24 protein-coding genes are annotated in these 21,858 nt (G+C 46.5%); 19 read left to right on the plus strand and 5 right to left on the minus strand.

What is annotated here, in order from left to right:
* Positions 1-1,425 (plus strand): transcription termination factor Rho (rho, locus tag ACSHX2_RS14610; RefSeq protein WP_435693694.1); only part of this gene is annotated, 1,425 nt, incomplete at its 5' end.
* 9 nt (positions 1,426-1,434) lie between these two features.
* Positions 1,435-2,295: a tRNA glutamyl-Q(34) synthetase GluQRS gene (gene gluQRS / locus ACSHX2_RS14615; RefSeq protein WP_435693695.1), complete on the plus strand. Its 861-nt coding sequence runs from the start codon at positions 1,435-1,437 to the stop codon at positions 2,293-2,295.
* 56 nt (positions 2,296-2,351) lie between these two features.
* On the opposite strand, the gene cysE is transcribed toward gluQRS, so the two are convergent.
* Complete coding sequence (gene cysE, locus ACSHX2_RS14620) at positions 2,352-3,185, minus strand: serine O-acetyltransferase (RefSeq protein WP_435693696.1); 834 nt, start codon at positions 3,183-3,185, stop codon at positions 2,352-2,354.
* A gap of 20 nt (positions 3,186-3,205) precedes the next feature.
* On the opposite strand from cysE, the gene ACSHX2_RS14625 reads away from it, so the two are divergent.
* Positions 3,206-3,619: an RrF2 family transcriptional regulator gene (locus ACSHX2_RS14625; protein ID WP_435693697.1), complete on the plus strand. Its 414-nt coding sequence runs from the start codon at positions 3,206-3,208 to the stop codon at positions 3,617-3,619.
* Here the strand turns inward: ACSHX2_RS14625 and ACSHX2_RS14630 are convergent.
* The gene (locus tag ACSHX2_RS14630) at positions 3,616-4,272 is read right to left on the minus strand and encodes a hypothetical protein (RefSeq protein ID WP_435693698.1); all 657 of its coding nucleotides are present in this window, start codon (positions 4,270-4,272) and stop codon (positions 3,616-3,618) included. The genes ACSHX2_RS14625 and ACSHX2_RS14630 overlap by 4 nt on opposite strands.
* An 85-nt stretch (positions 4,273-4,357) precedes the next feature.
* Between ACSHX2_RS14630 and ACSHX2_RS14635 the strand changes: the two genes are divergently transcribed.
* Positions 4,358-5,611, plus strand: a complete 1,254-nt coding sequence (locus tag ACSHX2_RS14635) for a M48 family metallopeptidase (protein WP_435693699.1) — start codon at positions 4,358-4,360, stop codon at positions 5,609-5,611.
* On the opposite strand, the gene ACSHX2_RS14640 is transcribed toward ACSHX2_RS14635, so the two are convergent.
* Genes ACSHX2_RS14640 through ACSHX2_RS14650 form a run of 3 tightly spaced genes read right to left on the minus strand, consistent with a single transcriptional unit; the run spans position 5,612 to position 8,574 of the window.
* Positions 5,612-7,366: a lysophospholipid acyltransferase family protein gene (locus ACSHX2_RS14640; RefSeq protein WP_435693700.1), complete on the minus strand. Its 1,755-nt coding sequence runs from the start codon at positions 7,364-7,366 to the stop codon at positions 5,612-5,614. It abuts the gene before it with no gap.
* Positions 7,366-8,082 (minus strand): NRDE family protein, encoded by a 717-nt coding sequence (locus tag ACSHX2_RS14645; RefSeq protein ID WP_435693701.1) that lies wholly within the window; start codon positions 8,080-8,082, stop codon positions 7,366-7,368. The genes ACSHX2_RS14640 and ACSHX2_RS14645 overlap by 1 nt, the downstream gene beginning before the upstream one ends.
* A gap of 3 nt (positions 8,083-8,085) precedes the next feature.
* Positions 8,086-8,574 carry a hypothetical protein gene (locus tag ACSHX2_RS14650; RefSeq protein WP_435693702.1) on the minus strand — a complete coding sequence of 163 codons (489 nt, stop codon included), beginning with the start codon at positions 8,572-8,574 and terminating at the stop codon, positions 8,086-8,088.
* Between the two features lie 201 nt (positions 8,575-8,775).
* On the opposite strand from ACSHX2_RS14650, the gene trpC reads away from it, so the two are divergent.
* From trpC to ACSHX2_RS14725, 15 genes are all read left to right on the plus strand, one after another.
* Positions 8,776-9,585 carry an indole-3-glycerol phosphate synthase TrpC gene (gene trpC, locus ACSHX2_RS14655; protein WP_435693703.1) on the plus strand — a complete coding sequence of 270 codons (810 nt, stop codon included), beginning with the start codon at positions 8,776-8,778 and terminating at the stop codon, positions 9,583-9,585.
* A gap of 43 nt (positions 9,586-9,628) precedes the next feature.
* Positions 9,629-10,762 carry a 2-iminoacetate synthase ThiH gene (gene thiH / locus ACSHX2_RS14660; protein WP_435693704.1) on the plus strand — a complete coding sequence of 378 codons (1,134 nt, stop codon included), beginning with the start codon at positions 9,629-9,631 and terminating at the stop codon, positions 10,760-10,762.
* An 8-nt stretch (positions 10,763-10,770) separates the two neighbouring features.
* Entirely contained in the window at positions 10,771-10,971 is a 201-nt protein-coding gene (gene thiS, locus ACSHX2_RS14665; protein ID WP_435693705.1) for a sulfur carrier protein ThiS, read from the plus strand.
* A 32-nt stretch (positions 10,972-11,003) separates the two neighbouring features.
* The gene (gene rsmB / locus ACSHX2_RS14670) at positions 11,004-12,248 is read left to right on the plus strand and encodes a 16S rRNA (cytosine(967)-C(5))-methyltransferase RsmB (protein ID WP_435693706.1); all 1,245 of its coding nucleotides are present in this window, start codon (positions 11,004-11,006) and stop codon (positions 12,246-12,248) included.
* Positions 12,249-12,328: 80 nt separating this feature from the next.
* Positions 12,329-14,044: a SurA N-terminal domain-containing protein gene (locus ACSHX2_RS14675; RefSeq protein WP_435693707.1), complete on the plus strand. Its 1,716-nt coding sequence runs from the start codon at positions 12,329-12,331 to the stop codon at positions 14,042-14,044.
* A 72-nt stretch (positions 14,045-14,116) separates the two neighbouring features.
* Positions 14,117-14,458, plus strand: coding sequence for a hypothetical protein (locus tag ACSHX2_RS14680; protein WP_435693708.1), 342 nt, complete (start codon positions 14,117-14,119; stop codon positions 14,456-14,458).
* A gap of 32 nt (positions 14,459-14,490) precedes the next feature.
* Positions 14,491-16,065 carry a class I tRNA ligase family protein gene (locus ACSHX2_RS14685; protein ID WP_435693709.1) on the plus strand — a complete coding sequence of 525 codons (1,575 nt, stop codon included), beginning with the start codon at positions 14,491-14,493 and terminating at the stop codon, positions 16,063-16,065.
* A 31-nt stretch (positions 16,066-16,096) separates the two neighbouring features.
* The gene (locus ACSHX2_RS14690; protein WP_435693710.1) at positions 16,097-16,846 is read left to right on the plus strand and encodes an inositol monophosphatase family protein; all 750 of its coding nucleotides are present in this window, start codon (positions 16,097-16,099) and stop codon (positions 16,844-16,846) included.
* A 9-nt stretch (positions 16,847-16,855) separates the two neighbouring features.
* Complete coding sequence (locus ACSHX2_RS14695) at positions 16,856-17,179, plus strand: DUF3817 domain-containing protein (RefSeq protein WP_435693711.1); 324 nt, start codon at positions 16,856-16,858, stop codon at positions 17,177-17,179.
* Positions 17,180-17,312: 133 nt separating this feature from the next.
* Positions 17,313-17,579 (plus strand): DUF1844 domain-containing protein, encoded by a 267-nt coding sequence (locus ACSHX2_RS14700; RefSeq protein WP_435693712.1) that lies wholly within the window; start codon positions 17,313-17,315, stop codon positions 17,577-17,579.
* 39 nt (positions 17,580-17,618) lie between these two features.
* On the plus strand, positions 17,619-18,398 hold the full coding sequence (kdsA, locus tag ACSHX2_RS14705; protein WP_435693713.1) for a 3-deoxy-8-phosphooctulonate synthase: 780 nt from the start codon (positions 17,619-17,621) through the stop codon (positions 18,396-18,398).
* An 11-nt stretch (positions 18,399-18,409) separates the two neighbouring features.
* Positions 18,410-19,669, plus strand: coding sequence for an LptA/OstA family protein (locus tag ACSHX2_RS14710; protein ID WP_435693714.1), 1,260 nt, complete (start codon positions 18,410-18,412; stop codon positions 19,667-19,669).
* A 19-nt stretch (positions 19,670-19,688) separates the two neighbouring features.
* Complete coding sequence (gene lptB, locus ACSHX2_RS14715) at positions 19,689-20,492, plus strand: LPS export ABC transporter ATP-binding protein (RefSeq protein WP_435693715.1); 804 nt, start codon at positions 19,689-19,691, stop codon at positions 20,490-20,492.
* Between the two features lie 74 nt (positions 20,493-20,566).
* Positions 20,567-21,151, plus strand: coding sequence for a ribosome hibernation-promoting factor, HPF/YfiA family (hpf, locus tag ACSHX2_RS14720; protein WP_435693716.1), 585 nt, complete (start codon positions 20,567-20,569; stop codon positions 21,149-21,151).
* A 235-nt stretch (positions 21,152-21,386) separates the two neighbouring features.
* Positions 21,387-21,689 (plus strand): hypothetical protein, encoded by a 303-nt coding sequence (locus tag ACSHX2_RS14725; protein ID WP_435693717.1) that lies wholly within the window; start codon positions 21,387-21,389, stop codon positions 21,687-21,689.
* The last annotated feature ends 169 nt before the right edge of the window (positions 21,690-21,858 follow it).

Here is a 21,858-nt window from a genome sequence, read left to right on the forward strand (position 1 = left end):
AACAACAATCGCGACAACAACAACAATCGCGACAACAACAACAATCGCGACAACAACAACAATCGCGACAACAACAATCGCGACAACAACAATCGCGACAACAACAATCGCGACAACAACAATCGCAATAAGGGCAACAGTCGCAATAAGGGCAACAGTCGCAACAAGGACAACAGTCGCAACAAGGACAACAGTCGCAACAAGGACAACAATCGCAATCGAGACAACAATGCTCGCCGTAATAATAACCGCCGTGGCGGAAACAAAGAGCACCAAGATCCTAAGCCAGTGGAACTCACAGGCCCACCGGAAGCAGTCAGCGGTATTCTAGAACTCAGCCCAAAAGGCTTTGGTTTTCTACGCGAACTCTCTGCTGACCTCGAACAATCAAATAACGATGTCTTTATCTCTCCTGACATCGTCAGAGTATACGGCCTCCGAGTAGGCGTATGGATTGAAGGTATTGCCATGCACGGACCTCGCGGCCTTCAGCTCTCTGAGCTCAAAACCGTAAATGGCAAACCAGCCGACCAAGCTCGAAAGCTCCCGCACTTCGATGAACTTAAAGCGGTCAATCCAGACAAGCGCATCCCCTTTGAAACCGTACCTGAGCGTTTCACGACGCGCGTGTTAGACATCATGTCACCAATCGGACGCGGTCAGCGTGGCCTTATTGTATCTCCTCCTCGTTCAGGAAAAACTACAATTATGCTCCACATGGCTGAAGCTATTCGTGAAAAGTACAATGAAGACATGCACCTCATGGTACTTCTCGTCGATGAACGCCCCGAGGAAGTCACAGAATTTAAAATGAGCCTTCCCGGCACAGAAGTTTATGCGAGTTCCAATGACTCTGGGGCGAAGAACCACTGCCGAGTTGCCGAACTTTGTATCGAACGCGCCAAACGCCTCGTTGAGGCCGGAGAACACGTCTTCCTTCTCATGGACTCTATTACCCGACTAGCTCGCGCTTACAACAGTGTCCTAGGCGGAAGCAAACAAGGTAAAGGCCGTGGTATACAATCCGGTGGCATCGTCGCCGGCGCACTAGAAATGCCTCGCAGACTCTTTGCTGCCGCACGAAACACACGCTCAGCTGGATCACTTACCATTGTAGCCACTGCTCTAGTTCACACGAACTCCCGCGCAGACGAAGCCATCTTCCAAGAATTTAAAGGCACCGGTAATATGGAACTCGTCCTCGATCGACGCATCGCGGAGCAATACATCTACCCTGCTGTCGATATTTTCAAATCCGGTACACGCCGAGAAGAGCTCTTACTCCCTGAGCACATGCTCCATAAGATCCACCTCATCCGACGTGGTCTCTCTGGAGCACGACCTCACGAAGCAATGGAGCGGCTTATCTTCTTCCTCAAACGCTTCCACAACAACGCTCAAATGTTGTTAGAAATTAAAGGGTAAGGAAAAAATATGGTCAGCAGCAGCGAGCAATGCACTACGCGCTTTGCGCCTTCTCCTACTGCCCAACTCCATCTTGGACACCTCTACGCCGCTTTGTTTGCTCGCGATCTCGCAGTAAAACATGGCGGCCGTTTTTTATTACGTTTCGAAGACATAGACATAACACGCGTCCGAGAGCACTTCTACTCAGCATGCGAAAAAGATCTTCACGATACAGAAATCCAATGGCTAGAGCCTCCGTTGCGGCAAACTACTCGCTTTGACGCCTACGCCACTGCACTAAAGAAACTCAAAAGCCTCAAAGTCGTCTACCCCTGCTTTTGTACACGTAAAGATATCGAGCGCGAGCTATGCAACCTAACGCGCGCGCCACACGGCCCAGATGGACCACTCTACCCAGGCACCTGTAAAAAGCTTTCCAAAGCGGAGATAGAAACGAACCTAAGTGCGGGTAAAACTCCAGCATGGCGATTTGACGCTAACAAAGCTAAAAAGCTCACTGGTGAACTCACCTTTCACGATAGCTTCCGTGGCAGTATAGAAGTCAACCACCATTTACTTGGCGATCTCGTCCTAGCTCGTAAGGACATTGGCACCTCATACCACATCGCGGTAGTCGTTGATGATGCTTTCCAAAATATTACCGACGTCACCCGTGGCAAAGATTTATTAGAATCAACTCACCTACACCGCTCCCTCCAAGCTCTTCTAGAAATCCCAGAACCGCGTTACCATCATCACGACCTAGTATGCGATGCACATGGTGAACGACTAGCCAAACGCAACGACGCACGCTCCATCAGAAGTCTAATAGAAAAAGGCCTAACAGCCGATGAGCTTATAGACCTCTGCAAAAGTAATGTGATTTAATCTAGCTCGCACAGACTATTAAAATTCAATAACCAGTGCGCCGAATGGATTGATGGTTAGATCTGACCACATTCAAAACGCTGATTCATATCAATCGCAGGATTGTTAGCCTTACCTCGTACTCTTGCAGGCACACCCGCCACTGTCACATGGGCTGGCACATCGTTTAGCACCACACTACCTGCTCCCACTTTAGCACAGCAGCCGATTTCGACTCGTCCAAGAATCTTAGAGCCGGCGCCAACCATGACACCAGTCCTAACAATAGGATGCCTATTTCCAGAGGTCTTACCAGTCCCGCCCAGTGTCACTTCGTGCATTAAGGAAACATTATCTTCTACGATTGCCGTCTCCCCGATAACCACACTAGTTCCATGGTCTAACATGATACCACAGCCTATTTGTGCCGCTGGGTGGATATCTACCGAGAACACCTCACTACAGATACTTTGAAAATAAAGCGCTAAACTTTTCCTATTAACTTTCCAGAAATGGTGCGCAACACGATAAGTGACCATTGCCATAAAACCCTTAAAAAAGAGAAAAGGTTCAAGCGGAGAATCGCAGGCTGCATCTCGATCAAATATAGCCATCATGTCACTTGCTGCGCTATTAACAATTTTTTCTTGAGAGTCGAACACCTCACCTAAAAGAGGCTCAAGCTCCTCTCGGGACATATCCTCTCTAGAAAGTTTACGCGACATACGCGCTGCTAATGCCTCTCCAAGATTGTCCCTATTTAAAACCGTATCAAACACAAGTGAGCATAACTGAGGCTCCCTATCTGCAACCATCTGAGCTCGCTCCCTCAACAAATCCCACACTTCATCTATGGAAACATGAGCACTCTTACAAAGATTATTAGGATTAGAGCTAGAATTTTCGGACATGATGTGGTCTTGATTGGTGCGTGAGAGTTTCCCAGAAGTTAGAATACGCGTGCCGCGCAATGACGCAACTCGCAAAGCATGCTGACGGCAAGACAATTACTCGTCTCGATGAGATTGCAAAGCGCGAAGCCATTTCCGCCAACTTTCTTGTGCAAATTCTCAACGACCTTCGGAGGTCAGGGCTCGTTACCAGCAAGCGCGGTAAATTTGGAGGATATTTGCTATCTGGCAAGGCTGAAGATATATCTCTTTATGACATCGTCCTATCGGTGGAACCCAACTTACTGGAGGATACCACAACAAGCGAAGGCGAATCTGGTGACGCCGTGAGGAAAACATGGAGTCAGATCAGCAAATCTCTCACCAAATCTCTCGCAGAAACCAAGCTTAGCTCTCTCGTAGTGACCGACGACGGACCTATGTTCTATATCTAATCAATGGGTACTCCACCGTACTCGACCATCGTCTGACGAAAGGTGAAACTCTTCGATTTATTACTATTCGGTAAAAGAGCAAAATTCACCCACTCAGAAACGAATCCCGTATCAGTTTCGACACTGATCTTAGCTGCGACCACGACCTTACCATCCACCTTCGGATAGAGTTGTAGCGTGGTTGGAATCTGCACCTCAGCCATCCAACGTGGCTGCACCTCGTCTTCGACCTCCTCTTTCTTTAAGCTAAATCGACGTTTTTTCTTAATCTCCTCATAAGCAAACGCGCGCCCCCCCCCTAGCATAAGTTGCGGCACGTTCACCTTCCTACGCGTTTTCTCGGTAGTAACCTGGACTGCGTCTATTCTTAAATTCTTATGAACTGCTGGATCCCCTTCCGCTACAAACTTCCAGTTCATAGGCCCATCAAAATTTGCAGTACCAGAACGGTAGATCAGCTTTTCTTTAGAAACAGCTCCGACTCCATAGAGCGGCTCCACCTCAGAGTAAACCTCTGCTCCATTCACCCAAGCTGGTGGTGACTTCCTCCACGCTGAAACAGGAGCGACAGGCTTGGCATCCTCTTGTTCAGTTCCTTTATCAGCTGCACAGCTAGCTAAAAGTGCACTCGCTAAAATCCCTATCCATTTCATACGCATGCAACCTAACAAATCTCACGAAACTGCCAATAGCTGAATTGAGACTTGAAAGCTGCGCTCCATAGCTTCTATTCGCCCCATGACTAACGCCCTTGGGATCATCATCATCATCTCACTCTTTGCCTTGTGGAACCTTGACCTGATTGCCACATTACTGAACCTAAAAGCTCTAGACCCAAAACTCCCAAAAGAATTCAAGGGGATCTTCACCGAAGAAAAATATGCAGAATCACAGTCGTACACACGCGTTACTTCTAAATTTGGCATTTTCCAATCCACTTTCAACCTTGCACTCACTCTCACCTTCTGGCTCATCGGAGGGTTTGGCTGGTTAGATACACTTACTAGAGGCTTTGGCTATGGTGAGATCATCACAGGCATCTGCTTTATGGGAATTCTACTACTCGGCCAGACTATCATTGGCATCCCATTTCAGCTCTATTCTACGTTCGTGATTGAAGAAAAATTCGGCTTCAATAAAACAACTCCTAAAACCTTCGTTGTTGATCAAATTAAAGGTCTCCTCTTAATGGCAGTGATCGGAGTTCCAATTCTCGCTCTCATTCTTTGGATATTCAACTCGATTGAAAACGCATGGCTCTGGGCTTGGTTGGCATTCACGGTAATCCAACTCCTACTCACCTATCTCGCACCTACTTATCTCCTACCGCTATTCAATAAGTTCGAGCCAATGGAAGACGGCGAGCTTAAAGATGAGATTAATGCTGTCGCTAAAAAATGTGAGTTCCCTCTCACTGAAATCCACATCATGGACGGATCGAAGCGCTCTACTAAGTCTAACGCGTTCTTTACTGGCTTTGGTAAGAATAAGAAAATTGCACTCTTCGACACACTCATTGAGAAACATTCAGTCAAAGGTCTAGTCGGAGTACTTGCTCACGAAATTGGCCACTTTAAGTGTAAACACATCGTCCAGCGCATGGTTGTCGGCATCATCCAAAGCGCAGTCCTGTTCTACCTTATTGGGGTAGTCACCAACCCCGCGAACCCTGTCGCACAAACACTATTCGAAGCATTTTCAGTAGAAAACGTCTCCGTCTATGCTGGCCTTATTTTCTTCTTCATTCTCTTCGCCCCTGTGAACAGAGTTCTCGGTTTACTCTCAAATAGCACTAGCCGAAAGCACGAGTTCGAAGCCGACGCCTATGCCGCTAATGCACAAGGCACTCCCAACCACCTAATAGACTCCCTTAAGCAACTTTCAGCTGACAACCTAGTCAACCTCACTCCTCACCCTCTCCCCGTCTTTTTAGACTACTCTCACCCACCAATGCTCAAACGTATTGAAGCATTAAGAAAGTTAAAGCTCTAGCTACTCACCTAAAAAACGCTTCCTATATCTCGGGGGCATTTTCTTAAGATCCACTCTGAGTAGACAATAGATCGCATTGTTAAATGTTGGCTCCACATTAAATGCGAGAAACTTGGCTCCTAGAGCGACATAGTACCTGATCAATGGTGGAATAGACTTCTCTCCATTTTCAAAATGCTCAATCACAGCGTTGAGCCGATTGACCCCATCCTCAGCCCATGCGTCAGCTATTAACCCATGGTATGTAGTGGTAGCTTCAAACGGTACCTTTGCTTTAACCAACTTAAACAATTCAGCTTCATCGGAGTAGTATTTCAGTAAGGTTTCAACAAGTACTGACTTGCTCAATGGACTAAAACTAGCAGAGATCGTTACTGATCCGAACATCGTGTAACTTTGCTTCAAATTCGCTGCTTGGCCTAAACCTTTCCACAGTAGGTCTAAAATTTTCGGATTTTTCTGATACTGGGGGACAATAAAGGAACGACTCAACTCCATCGCATTTCCCAGCTTCTGATAAAACTCTGGATCGAAATTAAAGACGTGGTTGAGATACACTCCATTTTCTCCACGCTCACGGATCACCTCCTGAATAAAGCCAATGCGATACGCTCCTACGAGCTCACCTGATACTTTACTCCATAGTAGCAAATGGTGATAATATGTATCCTCTGGAGTAAGATCCACGTCATTACCGGATCCAGTTCCAATTTGTTGGAAAGTAAGTTCACGAGCTCTTCCTATTTGTTCCAGTACCTGCTGAGCTTGTCTCCCTTGAAATAAACACAGCCCAAAATCTTCGCTAGCATCTAACAAACAAGACTCTGGAAGGCCTGCTACTAAATCTGCTACTGGTAAATCCACTACGTGGCTCACACTTTGTAAACTCTGATCTGATCTATCAGCTGCTGCAACCGTTCGATCAGCAGCACTATGACAATCCGCCAGTAATTTTGCTGCACCACCACGCTTCAACAGACTTAAATCAGAGGGTTGATAGACTTTACTTAGTGACACATTAAGCTCTCTATCTCTCTGCATTGGCACTTCTTTCGCCAAGGCTAATGACCGGCGAAGTAAACTCTCAGTGGGCACACAGAGGAAGCGATCACTATTTCGACCATCCATATGAATTACCACCAGTGTCGCCTTAGTCATATCACAGATCTTCGCTACATGTTCAGTCCATGGCATATCCACCATTGCCCCTAACTTTCCAGACCACGTGGAAACACGTCGAGCCGGAAACATCCCTAGCACCCCATCACTTGCCAGATGCTCACATGCCGTGCGCATCGCTTTGAGATTTTTCTTTCTCCCCTCCTTTTTGGCAAATGGATCCACATCCACAATTACAGCCTGAAGCTCAGGAATAGAGCGTAACAGTTGATTAGCAAAAATCTTCCAATGACCTGGACGACAACGCTCTAGACATAACATCAAAGCCATCCCGTCGATACAGCCATATGGGTGATTCGATGCCAGCACGACAGGCCCCTTAATATCATCTAAAACTGCAATGAGTTCATCACTCATCTGCATATTCACATTAAGGTGACTTAGAATATTCTGAGCAAACTCAACAGGACTATCACCTCCCTTAGTTTGGGCTGCTTCATAAATTTTCGCTAACTCATCAAATCCCAGCCACTGCTCTACTGCTGGTTGCACCCATTTATACATACTTCGTAAAACTCCTACAGGAATCATCTCAGAAGTATCCACGGGTCTCCAATTAACCTGACTCTGCATCATTATTTTCTACTCAGTGAAATATTTGTTTCGCCTAAAAACACTCCTGATTGATCACGCGGAGTGTAACCCATCAGTACCATGTTTCTTGAGACAAGGACCGAAGTGAGGCTCACGGTTTGAGTCAATTCACGAGACATACATACCGAGGATTCAGTCTCCCCCGGCATTTCATGTGTATGGAAACTCTCAAGACTGCGACCGCCCTCAATTATCCATTCATTGAACAATGCTATCCGACCAGCTTCAACTCGTTCACTTTGCCACGAAGATGAAGTAAAGGGAGCTTGAACATTTTTCCGATAATTTAATTTGAAAGTATTCCAATGCCATTGGTGCATGATTTTTCCGTCCCAAAACAATAATGTGAAAGGCGGATAGAAAAGGTCGCCCTTAGATTCAAAATACCGCCAAACGTCGTCACTATCGTAAAATTGAGCGAGCTCTCTCACCAGCATTCCACGGCTCTCCCATTTTCTTTCAAAATCAAAACTCACACTATAGTCGTTCAATAAGCATACCATGCAGCCATGCTCATTAGCTGTTATCCATGTACCTCCACGTTCAAGATCTATGGGACTAAGATAATGAGTCCCTCCTTGTCGAAACAACTCAGGCTTAGAACCTGGAGCACGCTGCCTCATCTCATCGCGGCTAAAATATAAAAGCAGTTCAGCCTCTTCGAGATTCTCTGCCGTTTGCCAAGAAACCGTGCACATAGTCTAAATTTTTGCTAATTTTTTATTATGCTCGACTGTGGATGGAGCAATACCAAACCCTTCAGGCATTGGGATATCAGCCAGTTTGCATATCACACCGATCAGCGCAAAATGATGCACACCGTGAATCACTACATACATAGATTCACGCCCGATAGTCGAACTCACCTCAACCGACGTGTCATTTTTATAGGAAACCTTCCCTATGACATCGATTACATCATCCATTTGTCGTTCATCAAGTGAGTTCCAAAGTTCGAGTATCTCCAACGTTTTGGCTCGCGCAATTAATCGATTTCCTTCTACCCCTTCGTCACGAGCTCTCCTGTCATAATTCACTCGCTTGCAGGAAATACCTCCAATTAAAACTGCGAAGTGGTCAATAACGTGCCGATAATGGGCCCCTATCGAAGCATCGTACACATCAGGGTGCTTACGGACGTATTCTTCGTCATCCAAACGATCCAAAAAGCGGATACCCTGTTCTAGCATTTCATTTATAGAGGAACTCAACATAGGAAATAATTTTCAACTCACACGTTATGTATTGTGAATAAAATTTAGAGTTAAAGACGATAGATTTATTCCGAAATCATTACATCTAGAAAAGTAAAGTTCCTCCAGCTTCACTATAAATATTTTTTCTTAAAAATAAAATTTCAAATCTCTCGCACTACCCCTATCGTCCCGCGCGTGGACAAATTGACAGAAATCATGAACTACAAGCGGCTGGAAGTGGAAGCCGTGATCCCGCGCATGCAGAAACTCAAAGCGGCAGCCCTTGAACGTAACGAGTTTAGAGGTTTCCGCAGCGCTCTCGATCGCGGACCAGACAAGCTCAGTGTGATTGCCGAAGTCAAAAAAGCCTCCCCTTCCGCAGGAATTATTGACCCAAATTTTGATCCAGTGCGCCAAGCTCGCATGTACATCGATGGCGGAGCCTCTTGTATGTCTATCCTTACTGACGAAAAATACTTTAAGGGCCATCTTTCTTACCTCGCACGAATCGCTCAAGAATCACCTATCCCATGTCTCCGTAAAGACTTCATGGTGCATGAAGTGCAAATCTATGAAGCCGTGGTCTCAGGAGCTGACGCCATTCTGCTTATCGTCGCAGGCCTAAACGATGAGGAACTCAAAAAGCTCTATGATATAGCGCGCACCTTCCAGCTCGACGTTCTCGTAGAAGTGCACGACTTCAAAGAAATGGAACGCGCGCTCGACCTTGGCGCTGATCTCATAGGAGTAAACAATCGCAATCTAAAAACCTTCACGACCGACCTCTCTAACACTGAGCAACTCGTCGACGAAGTACCTGAAAATGTCATACTCATCTCTGAGTCTGGTATCAAAACCCCTGCAGACGGCCAACGCGTTCTTAATGCTGGTGCTAATGGTATTCTCGTCGGAGAATCACTCATGCGCGCCAACAATCCGGCTGAAGGCATTCAGGCCTACCTCAATCTTGTTGCTTCCAGCGATAATGACGTTATTGAAGCATAACACTATTAGGCTATAATGCCTCCCACCTCTGACCGCTAGCACTTTGTCCTTCGTCGACACATTCAACAAACTTTCTGAAACCAAATCTCCGCTATTAAGGAAATTTGAACAACTCATTGCTCCCACATCAAACGAGCAACTTGAGGCAATGGCTGCTGAGGCCCAAAAGCTCACTCGCCGCCACTTCGGAAAAACCATGCGACTTTTCGCGCCACTTTATGTTTCGAACGAGTGCGTAAATAACTGTTCCTACTGTGGTTTCTCAAGAGACAACGCCATTCTAAGAACTACTCTTACGGTCGAGCAGGTTGTCACTGAAGCGCGTCATCTTCATTCCCTAGGTTTCCGTAATATCCTATTAGTAGCCGGTGAACACCCAAAGTTCGTCTCAGATGGTTACCTTCAAAAATGCATCGACGCCATCAAGTCATTCATCCCTACCGTCGCGATCGAAGTGGGGCCAATGGAAGATCATCAGTACGCTGAAATCGTCAACCACGGCGGTGAAGGACTCATCGTTTATCAGGAAAGCTACGTCCGAGACGTTTATTCGAAACTCCATACCGCTGGACCTAAGAAAAATTTTGACTGGCGACTCGAATGTCCTGAACGCGCGTATGCTGGTGGATTTCGTCGAATCGGCATTGGAGCCCTCTTCGGTCTCGCGCCATGGCGTCAAGAAGCTCTCTCTCTAGCAGCTCACCTCGAGTACCTCTATAAGCATTGCTGGAAAGCGAGCTTTAGCGTGGCCTTCCCGCGCATGCGCCCATACGCAGGAAATTATCAATATTCGCCAAATCCAGACCTCTTTCTCGACGATCGCGCATTCGTGCAGCTCACCGCAGCATTCCGCATCTGCTTTCCACAGGTAAACATCGTGCTCTCCACCCGCGAACCAGCTAATCTCCGCGATGCTATGGTTCCGCTCGGAGTCACTCATATGTCTGCCGGTTCACAGACTGAACCCGGTGGATACACTGGAGCTGGTCACGATGATCTCCACCTCACAGTGAAAGGACGCCGCGTGGAAATTAAAGAACCCAAACCTTGTCAAAAAGCCACTGAGCAATTCACCATTGATGACAAGCGCAGTGCAGCACAAGTTTCTGACATGCTAAAAGCTAAAGGCTACGAAGCTGTCTGGAAAGACTGGGACGAAGCCATTCTTACGAAATAATTGATTTTATGTCTCTCAAAGTAAATGGCAACGAACAGCCAATCCCTACTAACTCTACAGTCCTAGGCCTCCTTCAGGAACTTGGATTTGGTGAAAAGCCTGTAGTCGTTGAGTACAATAAAATCGCGCTTTTTCCTCGCGATTATGCAGAAACACAACTTTCTAATGGTGACTCTATCGAGATCATCACCATCGCAGCCGGAGGATAACTCCACCTCTCCTAATTCCTAATTTATATATAGTGATCACTAACGTACGCCGCATCGCAGCCGAAGCCCTCGAAGAATGGGAAGAAGGCCACATCTACGCCGAGAGTCTCGTCGATAATGCAGCCAGAGCTTTCAGCCTCTCCCAAGAGGATCGTAATTTGCTTAACGCCTTAATTATTGGCTGCATTCGCAACCAGCGATTGTTAGACTTCTGGATAGGTAAATTACGCGAAGGCGATATTGACCTACAAGTTCGTTGCCATCTACGCGTAGGACTCTTCCAACTACTCATCATGGGCCTACCCGACCATGCTTCTGTCAATGAAACAGTGAACTCAGCACGCAAAGGAATCCGCGGCCTGATCAATGCCCTATTGCGTCGCACCATTCGTGAGCGCGATGAACTACTCGCAATGGTAGATCAACTTCCTATCGAAGTACGCTATTCCCACCCAGACTGGCTAGTCAATCGCTGGACAGAACAATACGGAGAAGAATCCACACTCAATTTACTCATGTGGAATCAACAACCTTCGCAGACAACGTTCCGTACTAACCCACTCAAAGAACAAGCTGCAGAACTAGTAGCCAACTCAAACAAAGCAACACCTCTTGAAGGTCACTCAGGCTTCTACGTTTCTAAAGGTCTTCCAACGCGTGAATGGATAGATGAGGGCCTCATCTACATCCAAGACCCAGCCACCACACATGCAGTCAACCTCCTTGCTCCTAAATCTGGAGAAACTGTGTTAGATGCTTGTGCTGCACCTGGTGGAAAGGCCACTCAAATTGCAGCCTTAATGGAAAACACGGGCACACTACTCTGTACCGATTCGAATGCAAAACGCCTCCCGCGTCTCCTGCGAAACCTCGAGCGACTCGATATCAAGATTGCAGAAACCGAAGCTTTCGACTGGAGCAAGCCTGCTCCAGATAAATGGAATAACACCTTCGACGCCATACTCCTGGATGTCCCCTGCTCTAACACAGGCGTCCTAAGAAAGCGCGTGGACGCCCGTTGGCGCATGACACCCGAAAGCATCTCTGAAGTGGTTCATCTGCAAAAGTCCCTGCTAAACAATGCAGTAAAATGCATCAAACCAGGCGGCAGAATTGTTTATTCCACATGCTCAATCGATAAAGAAGAGAACTCAGAACTGATCATGGACTTCCTAAAGTCGCATCCAGAATTTGAGCTCATCTCCGAAGAGATCGTTCACCCAGCATCTCACCAGACTGATGGTGCCTATGCCGCCCTTCTAGTAAAAAAGGCATAAACTCTCACTACTCTCACTAAAAACCTCATTTCGCAGTTGAAGCTTGCGAGATGAGACCATACAACCCTTTGCGGCTGACTGTGCACACAGAAACACAGCGCAATCTAACTGATATAACGCCACAGATCATGATCGAAAACATGCGTAAATACACCGGCCTTATGGTCGTAGTCCTCATCCTGCTCGCAGCAGGCCTCGTCATCACCATGAAACCAGGTGGTTCTGGAGGAGGTCTTGGTCATGAATTTATGACTGTGGAAGGTGTCGCGCTTGATCGCAACGACTTTTCCAAGCAAGGTCAGAATACCATAGCTGCTGTTCAGCGTCTCGTGCAGATGCAGAATTTTAATGACTTCATTAAGCTCCGCGAATTTGTAGGCAGCCTCATGGGTACAAAAGGTGGAGAAACTCAACGCAACCTAGACTTCGTTACTAACCGAATCCTTCTTAAGAAAAAAGCGCATAGCTTGGGACTCTACAGCTCAAATGAGGTCGCAGCAACATACATCAAAGACAACATGTTCCAAGGTCGCGACGGCACATTTGATGTCGAAATGTACACGACCTATGTAGATTCTCTAGCCAACCTAGGATTCAAAGAAATCGATTTCCAAGAGCTCATTGGTGAATACATCGTTTTCACCAAAACACGCGACCTCATCGGTGGCGGTATCACTCCATCTGTAGAGCAGACCCTTGCTCAAATGAAATCAGATGCACAAACAGTTGGAGTCAGCACAGTGAACTTCCAACTCGAAGACTTTAGTAAAGAAATTAATCCTACTGAAGAAGAGGTTAAGTCCTACTGGGAAACACATAAGGACAAGTACAAAACCGACGTCCAACTCAAAGCAACCTACGTGCTCACACTTCTGGATGACTCAGACCAGCCTACTCGCCCCACTCCTGCACCAGATGCTGATCCTACTGCAGTGACTCAGCAAAACCTCGCCTACCAAGAAGCTCTTGCTGACTGGACCGAGCAGCGTAAGAACCACACCAAAATTCTTACCAAGCTTTTCTCTGAATTCGTTGATACTTCAGCAGACTCCGATGGCATTAAATTCGACGAGGCAGCTGCAGTTGCAAAAGACAAAGCTGGCGAAGACTTCACTATCGTCACCACTGAGGCTTTCAACATCGAAAACACTCCTGCTGAGATCAAGGCTCTCACTCTGAAACACTACCAACCAGGTACCCAAATCGCCTCCATTCTCTTCGACCCTAAGAGTTACAATGCAGAAGACATTAACTACAACATCCACACGTTTTCAGTAGGTCTCGACGGCAATCTCGCAATTCGTATCGATGAACGCATCGAACCAGCAGTCAAGGAATTCGAAGTTGCTAAGGAACTTGCGACAGCTGACCTCATTCAAGAGCTTGCAAGCAAAGCGATGCACGATGCCGCAATCACAGCACAAACTGAGATTACAGAACTCATCAACGCTGGAAAAAGCTTCAACGAAGCGGCACAGGAAAAAGGATTCAACTCATCTACTCTCGCTCCTTTCACTGCTGCTAGCACACCAGCTGACATAAACAATGCAGACGATCTCTTCCGAATCGCTGTAATCACTGATCCAGCATCCATTGCAAAAGAACTCTCCGAGACTGGCGAAATCACATCTATCGTGTATGTTGATTCCCGTACTTATGAGACCAGCGCTGATGATACGATCAAGGAACAACAACTTATCGACAACACAGCCACACAACTTCAATACGTTGCATTTAACGCTTGGGTTAACAGCCTTAAAGACGATGCAGATCTGAAGCTTCCACTCGTCGAGTAAGCTAACTATTACTAACAGCATCTAACTTCACTCAGCCCGCCACTCCAGCGGGCTGAGTTGCGAACACCTCTCATGTCAGAATCAATCCAAGATATTTTCGATGATGCCAATGGCGAACTAGCTATTGGTGACTTTGAAACAGCCATCATCGGCTACCGCAAATGCGTCGAACTCGACTCAAATTTTTTCGATGGCTGGCAAGCTCTTGGAATGGCCTTGATGAGGGTCGACCAGATCAAAGAAGCCATAGGTTGCGGCATTCAAGCGACCATGCTTCAACCCAATGACCTTTTAGCATGGACCGCGCTTTCACAGATGTATGTCCAAGACGGTCAGATCGCAGAAGCTGAGTACGCTAAACAAAATGCCACCATCCTTGGCATCGGCGGCAAAGTCGACAAAACGCGTGACTAAGCGTATCACAAATTTCAAATCACCAATCTCAAATGTATTATATCACCACCGCCATCGACTACACGAATGGCTCGCCACACATCGGTCACGCCTACGAAAAAGTCTTAGCTGACGTACTCAATCGCTACCGCAAACAAAAAGGCGAAGAGTCCTACCTCCTCACAGGTGTCGACCAGTATGGTCAAAAAGTGCAGCAAACTGCTGAAAAGGAAGGCGTCGATCCAAATACATACGTCACGCGCACCACAGAGAACTTTACAAACGCGTGGGGAAAACTGGGCCTCGCATACGATGGCTGGGCTGAAACCACAAACCCACTCCACAAAGAGTGCGTCCAACAAATCCTTCAGAAACTTTACGACAACGGGCAAATTTATAAAAAGCACTACAAAGGCTTTTATTCGATTCGTCAGGAACAGTTCCTCACTGACAAAGAGCGTAACGAAGACGGTGAATTCGGCCCAGAATGGGGACAAGTCGAAGAACGTGATGAAGAAAACTACTACTTCAAACTCAGCGACCACGTTGAGTGGCTGCGCGAATTCGTCGAATCTAACGAAGACTTCGTCATTCCTTCCTTTCGCAGAGCTGATGTACTAAACGCCATTGAACGCGCTGAAGATACCGACCTCTGTATTTCACGTCCAAAAGAACGCCTCCGCTGGGGAATCGAGCTCCCATTCGACACCGAATTCGTCACCTACGTTTGGTTCGACGCACTCATCAACTATATCTCTTTTGCCGGCTATAACAAAGCTGAAGGCTCTGACCTGCCGAACTTCGAAGACCTATGGCCTGCGAACCTTCACATCATAGGCAAAGACATCCTCGTTCCGTCACATTCCATTTACTGGCCATGCATGCTTAAGGCTATGGGCTTCAGTAATGAACAAATGCCTACACTCCTAGTACACGGCTGGTGGAACATCAAATCTAGCGACGGCTCAGAAAAGATGTCTAAATCTCTCGGAAACGTGATCGACCCGGTCAACCTCGTTGAACAGTTCGGCCAAGATGCTGTCCGCTATTACCTCGTACGTGACATCCACACCGGACGCGATTCTGATTACGATCACGAACGCCTCGTCATGCTCTTCAATACAGAACTCGCCAACAACCTAGGCAACCTGTGTAACCGTGCGCTCAACATGACAAAACGCTATTGCGGCGGCATCACCAAAGAGTTCACCTACGAGCACGAATCGCTCAAAGCTCTCAGAGATTCTCTACCAGGAACAGTTGAGAGCTACATACAGCACATGGATAAACATAATGTGTCCTTCGCACTTGAAGGCATTATTAAATTTATCAGCAGCGCAAATGCCCTCATCGATCTCCACGAGCCATTCAGGCTCGCTAAAGATCCAGCGAACGAAGATCAAGTAAATGCGATTCTTTCTCACATCGTTGAGGTGGTTGCTATAGCCTCAGTACTGCTGAAACCAGTGATTCCTGAAGCATGTGATCGTATCCAGGCACAACTCATGACCGATAAGCTATCTGGCATCACACTTGCTGATATCAAGTGGGGTCTAATCCCCGTTGGTCATGAAGTGGCAAAGCCAAAGCCTGTCTTCCCACGTATTCAGCTAGATAAAGCTGAGTAGAATTCACAGCCTAAACCCAGCAACTTCAGTGATGACATTCCTTGAAACAGCAGTAACCGCAGCAAAATCATCTGGCGAGCTCCTGATGGAGCATTTTGGCAAGGAGCTCAGCGTTGATAAAGCTCTGCACCATGACATTAAGCTAGCTCTCGATCGCGAATCTCAAGACCTCATTGTTGGCGTCTTATTAGAGCAGTTTCCTGACCATGCTATCTATGGTGAAGAAGGACTAGCTGGCAACCAAGACTCTGACTACCAGTGGATCGTTGACCCTATAGATGGTACGGTAAACTACTTCTACGGAATCCCTCATTTCTGTATTTCTATCGCACTCCGTCACAAGGATGAACTAATCGTAGGTGTCATCCTCGACCCTGCTATGAATGAACTCTGGACAGTAGAAAAAGGCGGCCCTGCACTCCTGAATGGCAAAGAAATCTCAGCATCTCCACGCACCAAAATCGAAGAATCAATTCTCTTCTTTGGCTGCGGAAAAACAGAAGAAGCATTAGAAAAAGGTCTAGAGCGCTTCAAGCGAGCTTCACTACGTGCTCGTAAAATGCGCATGATGGGCTCAGCAGCTCTAGGCATGGCATACATAGCTACAGGACGTCTTGATGCCTATGTCGAGTCTCGCATCTCCCTGTGGGACATCGCCGCTGGCCAACTCCTACTAGAAGCTGCAGGCGGCAAGACCGAACTTACTCAAGTCGAAGGCGAGCCAGACGTTTGGAGCATCGTCGCGACCAACGCCAAGATCCCAATCGAGGAAATTCTCTAACAAATTACTATGCAATTCTTCAATCACTCAATCGGCAGATTCAGGCTGATCAGCTATCTTGAGGCCTTTTCTTTCATCTATCTTCTTTTTTGCTCCATCTATTTGAAGCGCATTTTAGGAGACGATGAAGCCATACGGACACCTGGAATGATCCACGGTATCCTCTTTTGTATTTACTGCGTCTTTCTTTACCAAGCAATGGAGTCAGCGAAGTGGTCATTCAAGCAAGCGGGCCTCATTTTTCTCACTTCACTCCTTCCTATTGTCCCCTTCTTCATTGAAGGTTGGCTAAAACGCGAACAAATCCGTGTTCAAGGCTCCCGAACAGCATAATTAGAAGTAGCAAGTTCCTCTAATTCCTATACAATTTTCACTTACTGGAAATCAATCTAGACAGGATCTAACAAATTTGGCTGAGCCAAACTTCGTTAATCGTACTGCCTATTTGAAACATCCAACTCTACCCATGGCTAACACACCTAATATTGATGTTCGTTTTTACGACTTCGTCCTGCTCCAAGCCCAAAACGCTGGTCTTTTTCTCGGACAAATTCCAAATCCATCGACCGGAGAAAAAAGCATCAACTTGAAAGCTGCTAAATCGGTCTTAGACTCACTCGAAATGCTCACTGCAAAATCGAAAGGAAATCTTTCTGGTGAAGAAGTGGAGCTCCTTAATAAAGCTCTTACTAACATCCAGGCGCTCTACAAAGATGCCGAAGACCTAGGCTAATATCACGATAGTACATTTTAACTTTCTTATTCTAATTCAATGAATCAACCATTTTACATCCTCGGACCTTGCGGACTCGAAAGCGAAGAATTCGCTTGGGACATGGCTCGCTCCATCAAAGAAATCGCCGACCGCCTAGGTATCAAGTGGTACTTCAAAGCCTCCTACGATAAAGCAAACCGCACTTCTGGTGACGCGTTCCGTGGGCCTGGAGTTCAAGAAGGCACACGCATTCTCGGAGAGATCTCTAAAGAACTCGGTATTCCGGTGACTACGGACATCCACACACCTGAAGATGCGGCCATTGCTGCTGAAAGCATCGACCTGCTCCAAATCCCAGCCTTTCTCTGTCGCCAAACTGACCTTCTCGAAGCGTGTGCAAAAACTGGCCGAACTGTGAATATCAAGAAAGGCCAATTCCTAGCACCATGGGATACAGTGAATATCGCAAAGAAAATGCAAGGATTCGGCTGTGATGATTTCTACCTAACCGAACGAGGCGTATCCTTCGGCTATAACAATCTTGTCGCAGACATGCGCTCCCTCTACTGGATGAAAGAAGAAGGTATTCGTGTGATCTTTGATGCTACTCACTCAGTACAACGCCCAGGTGGCCTAGGTGGCTCCACTGGTGGTGACAGCGTACTAGCTCCAGTATTAGCCCGTGCTGCCGTAGCGACTGGCGTGGATGGAGTCTTCATGGAAGTGCACTCTAACCCAGCTGAAGCTCTATCAGATGGCCCTAACCAAATCCCCCTCTCGGACATTGAATCCGTACTCAAGCGCCTTATTGCCGTGCACGAAGCTGCACATGGCTAATCCGCACGATTATGCGCTGTCTTCTAACACTCGCATCTTTGGCATGGGGACTAACTCCATTAGTTCTACATGCCCAAATGGGAACCTCTTCACATAGACTACGTGAAGTCCTCCCAGTTGGAAGCAGCTTACAAAATATACAGATCCCTCGTTATGACAAAAATTATCGTCTAACCTCTCACATGACGGCTAAGCGTATCCAGTTTTTAGCCGACGATAAATTAAAGGGGAATGACGTAAACTTGGAGATCTATAACGAGGGGATCAAACAGGCTGAGACACACTTAAACTCCGCATTCTACTTCGAAAAGCAAGGAGTCATACACTCCACGCATAATCTTACAATTTTTGGTAAGCAATTTGATATTGCAGCTCAAGGCCTTATCTCTAACTGGGATAATCGTGTAGGCTTTTTACTAGGAAAAACACAAACTCTGTTCTATCTTGAAGAGAATAAAGAGAAGACTTCGTCAGAGGGTAAATCCACTTCAGCTCTTGCTAATAAGCCTGTGAAAAAAACGACACCAATTAAGAAAGCTGCTCAAAAAGTAGTAATCATAGGCTCCTCTATTCCAGCTTTACTCACTGCGCAAGAAATCCAGGAAATCGACAGCCTTGCTAAGCCAAGTGACGCGATCATTTCTAAAGTCGACCAATCCACGATTGAGGCTGAAAAGCAGCTTAATCAAGATATTGAAAAGCTCAATGAGCAGCGCTCTGCCTTGAACACAGAGCTGACCACCATCGTTTCCAATGACACTAAAGTCAAAGAAACAGCTGAGCCCTTAACCCCAAGAAAAGATGCCACCCCTGTCTCTGTAGAAGCTGCTGATGGCATGTATTTTGACTCCATCACTGGCACCGCCATCTACCAAAAAAATGTCGTTGTCATCCACCCTCAGGCACATTTGACCTGTTCAGACGAGCTAAAGGTATTTCTTAAAAAGCTACCGCAAGACCCAGCGGCACCAGATGAACCGGGCAGCACCCCTAAATTCGACGGAATTGACAAAGCTATCGCCATCGGGAATGTAATTATTCGAGCGAAAGATAGCGAAGGAAAACCTATCATTACTCATTCCGAGATAGCCACCTACGATGGGGACACGGGGATCATCATCCTCAAAGGTGGCCGTCCAACAGTGCAACAAGGTAACACTATTGCTCGCATTCTTTCAGATTCTGGTTATATTAAAATACTGCCTAACATGAGTGTCCGAATAGAGGGTAAACATGAAATAGAGGCAGACCTAAATGAACTACAGCAGTAGTAGCATTCGCTAAATTAAAATGCCAAGCGCAACACTAAAAGCTCCTAGCAACACATCATCAGGATGTGACAAAGTAAGTCAGAGAACTGGTAAGCAACTCTTACTTTGTGCTGAAGACCTCAAAAAAGTATATGGAGGTCGCGCTGTCGTTGACGGCGTGAGTATGACAGTCGCCGATGGCGAAATTGTCGGACTACTTGGACCTAACGGAGCTGGCAAGACTACCACATTTTACATGATCGCGGGACTCGTCCCACCGAATGCGGGAGTTGTCACATTTAGCGGGAAAAACATTACCACTCTCCCCATGCACAAACGTGCACGTATTGGAATGGGATACCTCCCCCAAGAAGAATCCATTTTTCGCAAACTTAGCGTAGAAGACAACCTCTTAGCTGTCCTCGAAACCTGTAAAGGTTTGAACAGCAAACAACGCAAGGAAAAAGCTGAACAGCTTATGGAGCGTTTCCGTATCACCAAGCTTCGCAAATCCCTTGCCCTCACACTTTCCGGTGGAGAGAAGCGCCGTCTCACCATAGCGCGCTGCCTCTGCACTAACCCGAAACTTCTTATGCTAGATGAGCCATTCGCTGGCGTTGACCCTAAAGCAGTAGAAGCTATTCACACGATCGTGCGTGAACTCCGTGACAAAGATGGACTCTCCATTCTTATCACTGATCATCATGTGCGCGAAACACTCAAAATCGTTGATCACGCCTATGTGATGGACGACGGCAAGGCCATCATTGAAGGCACTGCCAACCAAATTGCGAACGACCCGCTCGCTCGTAAACACTACCTTGGTGAAGATTTCTCACTCTAATAGAGCGAGAGTTCCTCACTAAACCTTTCAATTTAATTTTCAACCCAAACCCAAACGAAAGGACAAAAATAAAGATGCAAACAGCAAACGTTGACCCACCGATCAATATCGTAGTACGTCACGAAACAATTACGGATGCCATCAGAGACTTCGTAGAGAAGAAGATTGGCACCCTGCATCTCGATTATCCGCGCATTATAGAAGCTCGCGCGGTACTCGATGTTAAAAAGAATCGCCATGTAGCAGAGATCATCCTGTTCTGCGCGAATCACATCACGATAGACGCGTCAACGGAAGGACCTGATATGTATGCGGCTATCGACGAAACAATCTCTAAGATTGCGCGACGTATGCGTAAGCACAAAACACGCTTACTCAAAAAATACAGAGGTTCACCTGAGGAAACTATCAGGCACTTAGATGAGCGAGTTTACGCACACGATGTGTTAGACACGCACCCAGAGGAATCTCAGGCTGATCCAGAGCCTATGATTATTCACAGAGAAACTCAAAAACTCAAAAGGCTCTTCAAAGAAGAAGCTATCATGGAACTTGAGCTCTCTGATAAACCATTCGTTGTGTATACTAATGCGCGACGCGATATCCTACAGATAGTCTACCGCCGTAGTGATGGCGACTATGCCATCATTGAGCCTTAGTTCCTATCGGGTCTAAATCTTCAATATGTAAGCCCAGTTCACTTTTGTGATCTGGGCTTTTTTTTCACACAAACACACTAATTATCAAGGACTAGCAAGCAACTGAGCTCTATCTAATTAAACGAATCTATGGCACATCGTTCACAAATAATTAGTTGCAAATAAAACTATTGGCACTTTGCTTGCTTCATCTGGTATAACTCTCAAGAGTATCAGCAACAACCAATCACCCTCTATGGCTAAGAAAACTGCAAAAAAAGCTACCGCTAAGAAAACTGCTACTAAGGTAGCAAAAAAGACTGCGAAGAAAGCTACTAAAAAAGTGGCGGCGAAGAAGACAACAAAGAAAACTGCGAAAAAAGCTACTAAGAAGGCCAAAGCAGTAGATCAAGAGCTCGATCTTGTAGTAGCTAAGGTTACTCCTACATACGATGACCTCCAACAAGCAGCCTACTTCAACTACATGGAGCGCCTAAAAAGCGGTCACCCTGGCACACCTGAACTTGACTGGACGAAGGCGGAACAGGACCTAATCTAGGTTTCACGCCACTCCTCTCTAACTCACGTTTTCTTAAAGAGCCCTTAGGGGCTCTTTTTTCATTCAACCCCCAGCTAGAGTTCGCTATCTCATAATACCACTCTGCGATTGGTTCTGTCGGGCTTGTTGAGTGTGATATAAATACTTCATGCCAGCGAAGTTCGTCAAT

Source organism: Rubritalea sp., from assembly GCF_051252225.1.
In the GTDB taxonomy this organism is placed as follows: Bacteria; Verrucomicrobiota; Verrucomicrobiia; order Verrucomicrobiales; family Akkermansiaceae; genus Rubritalea.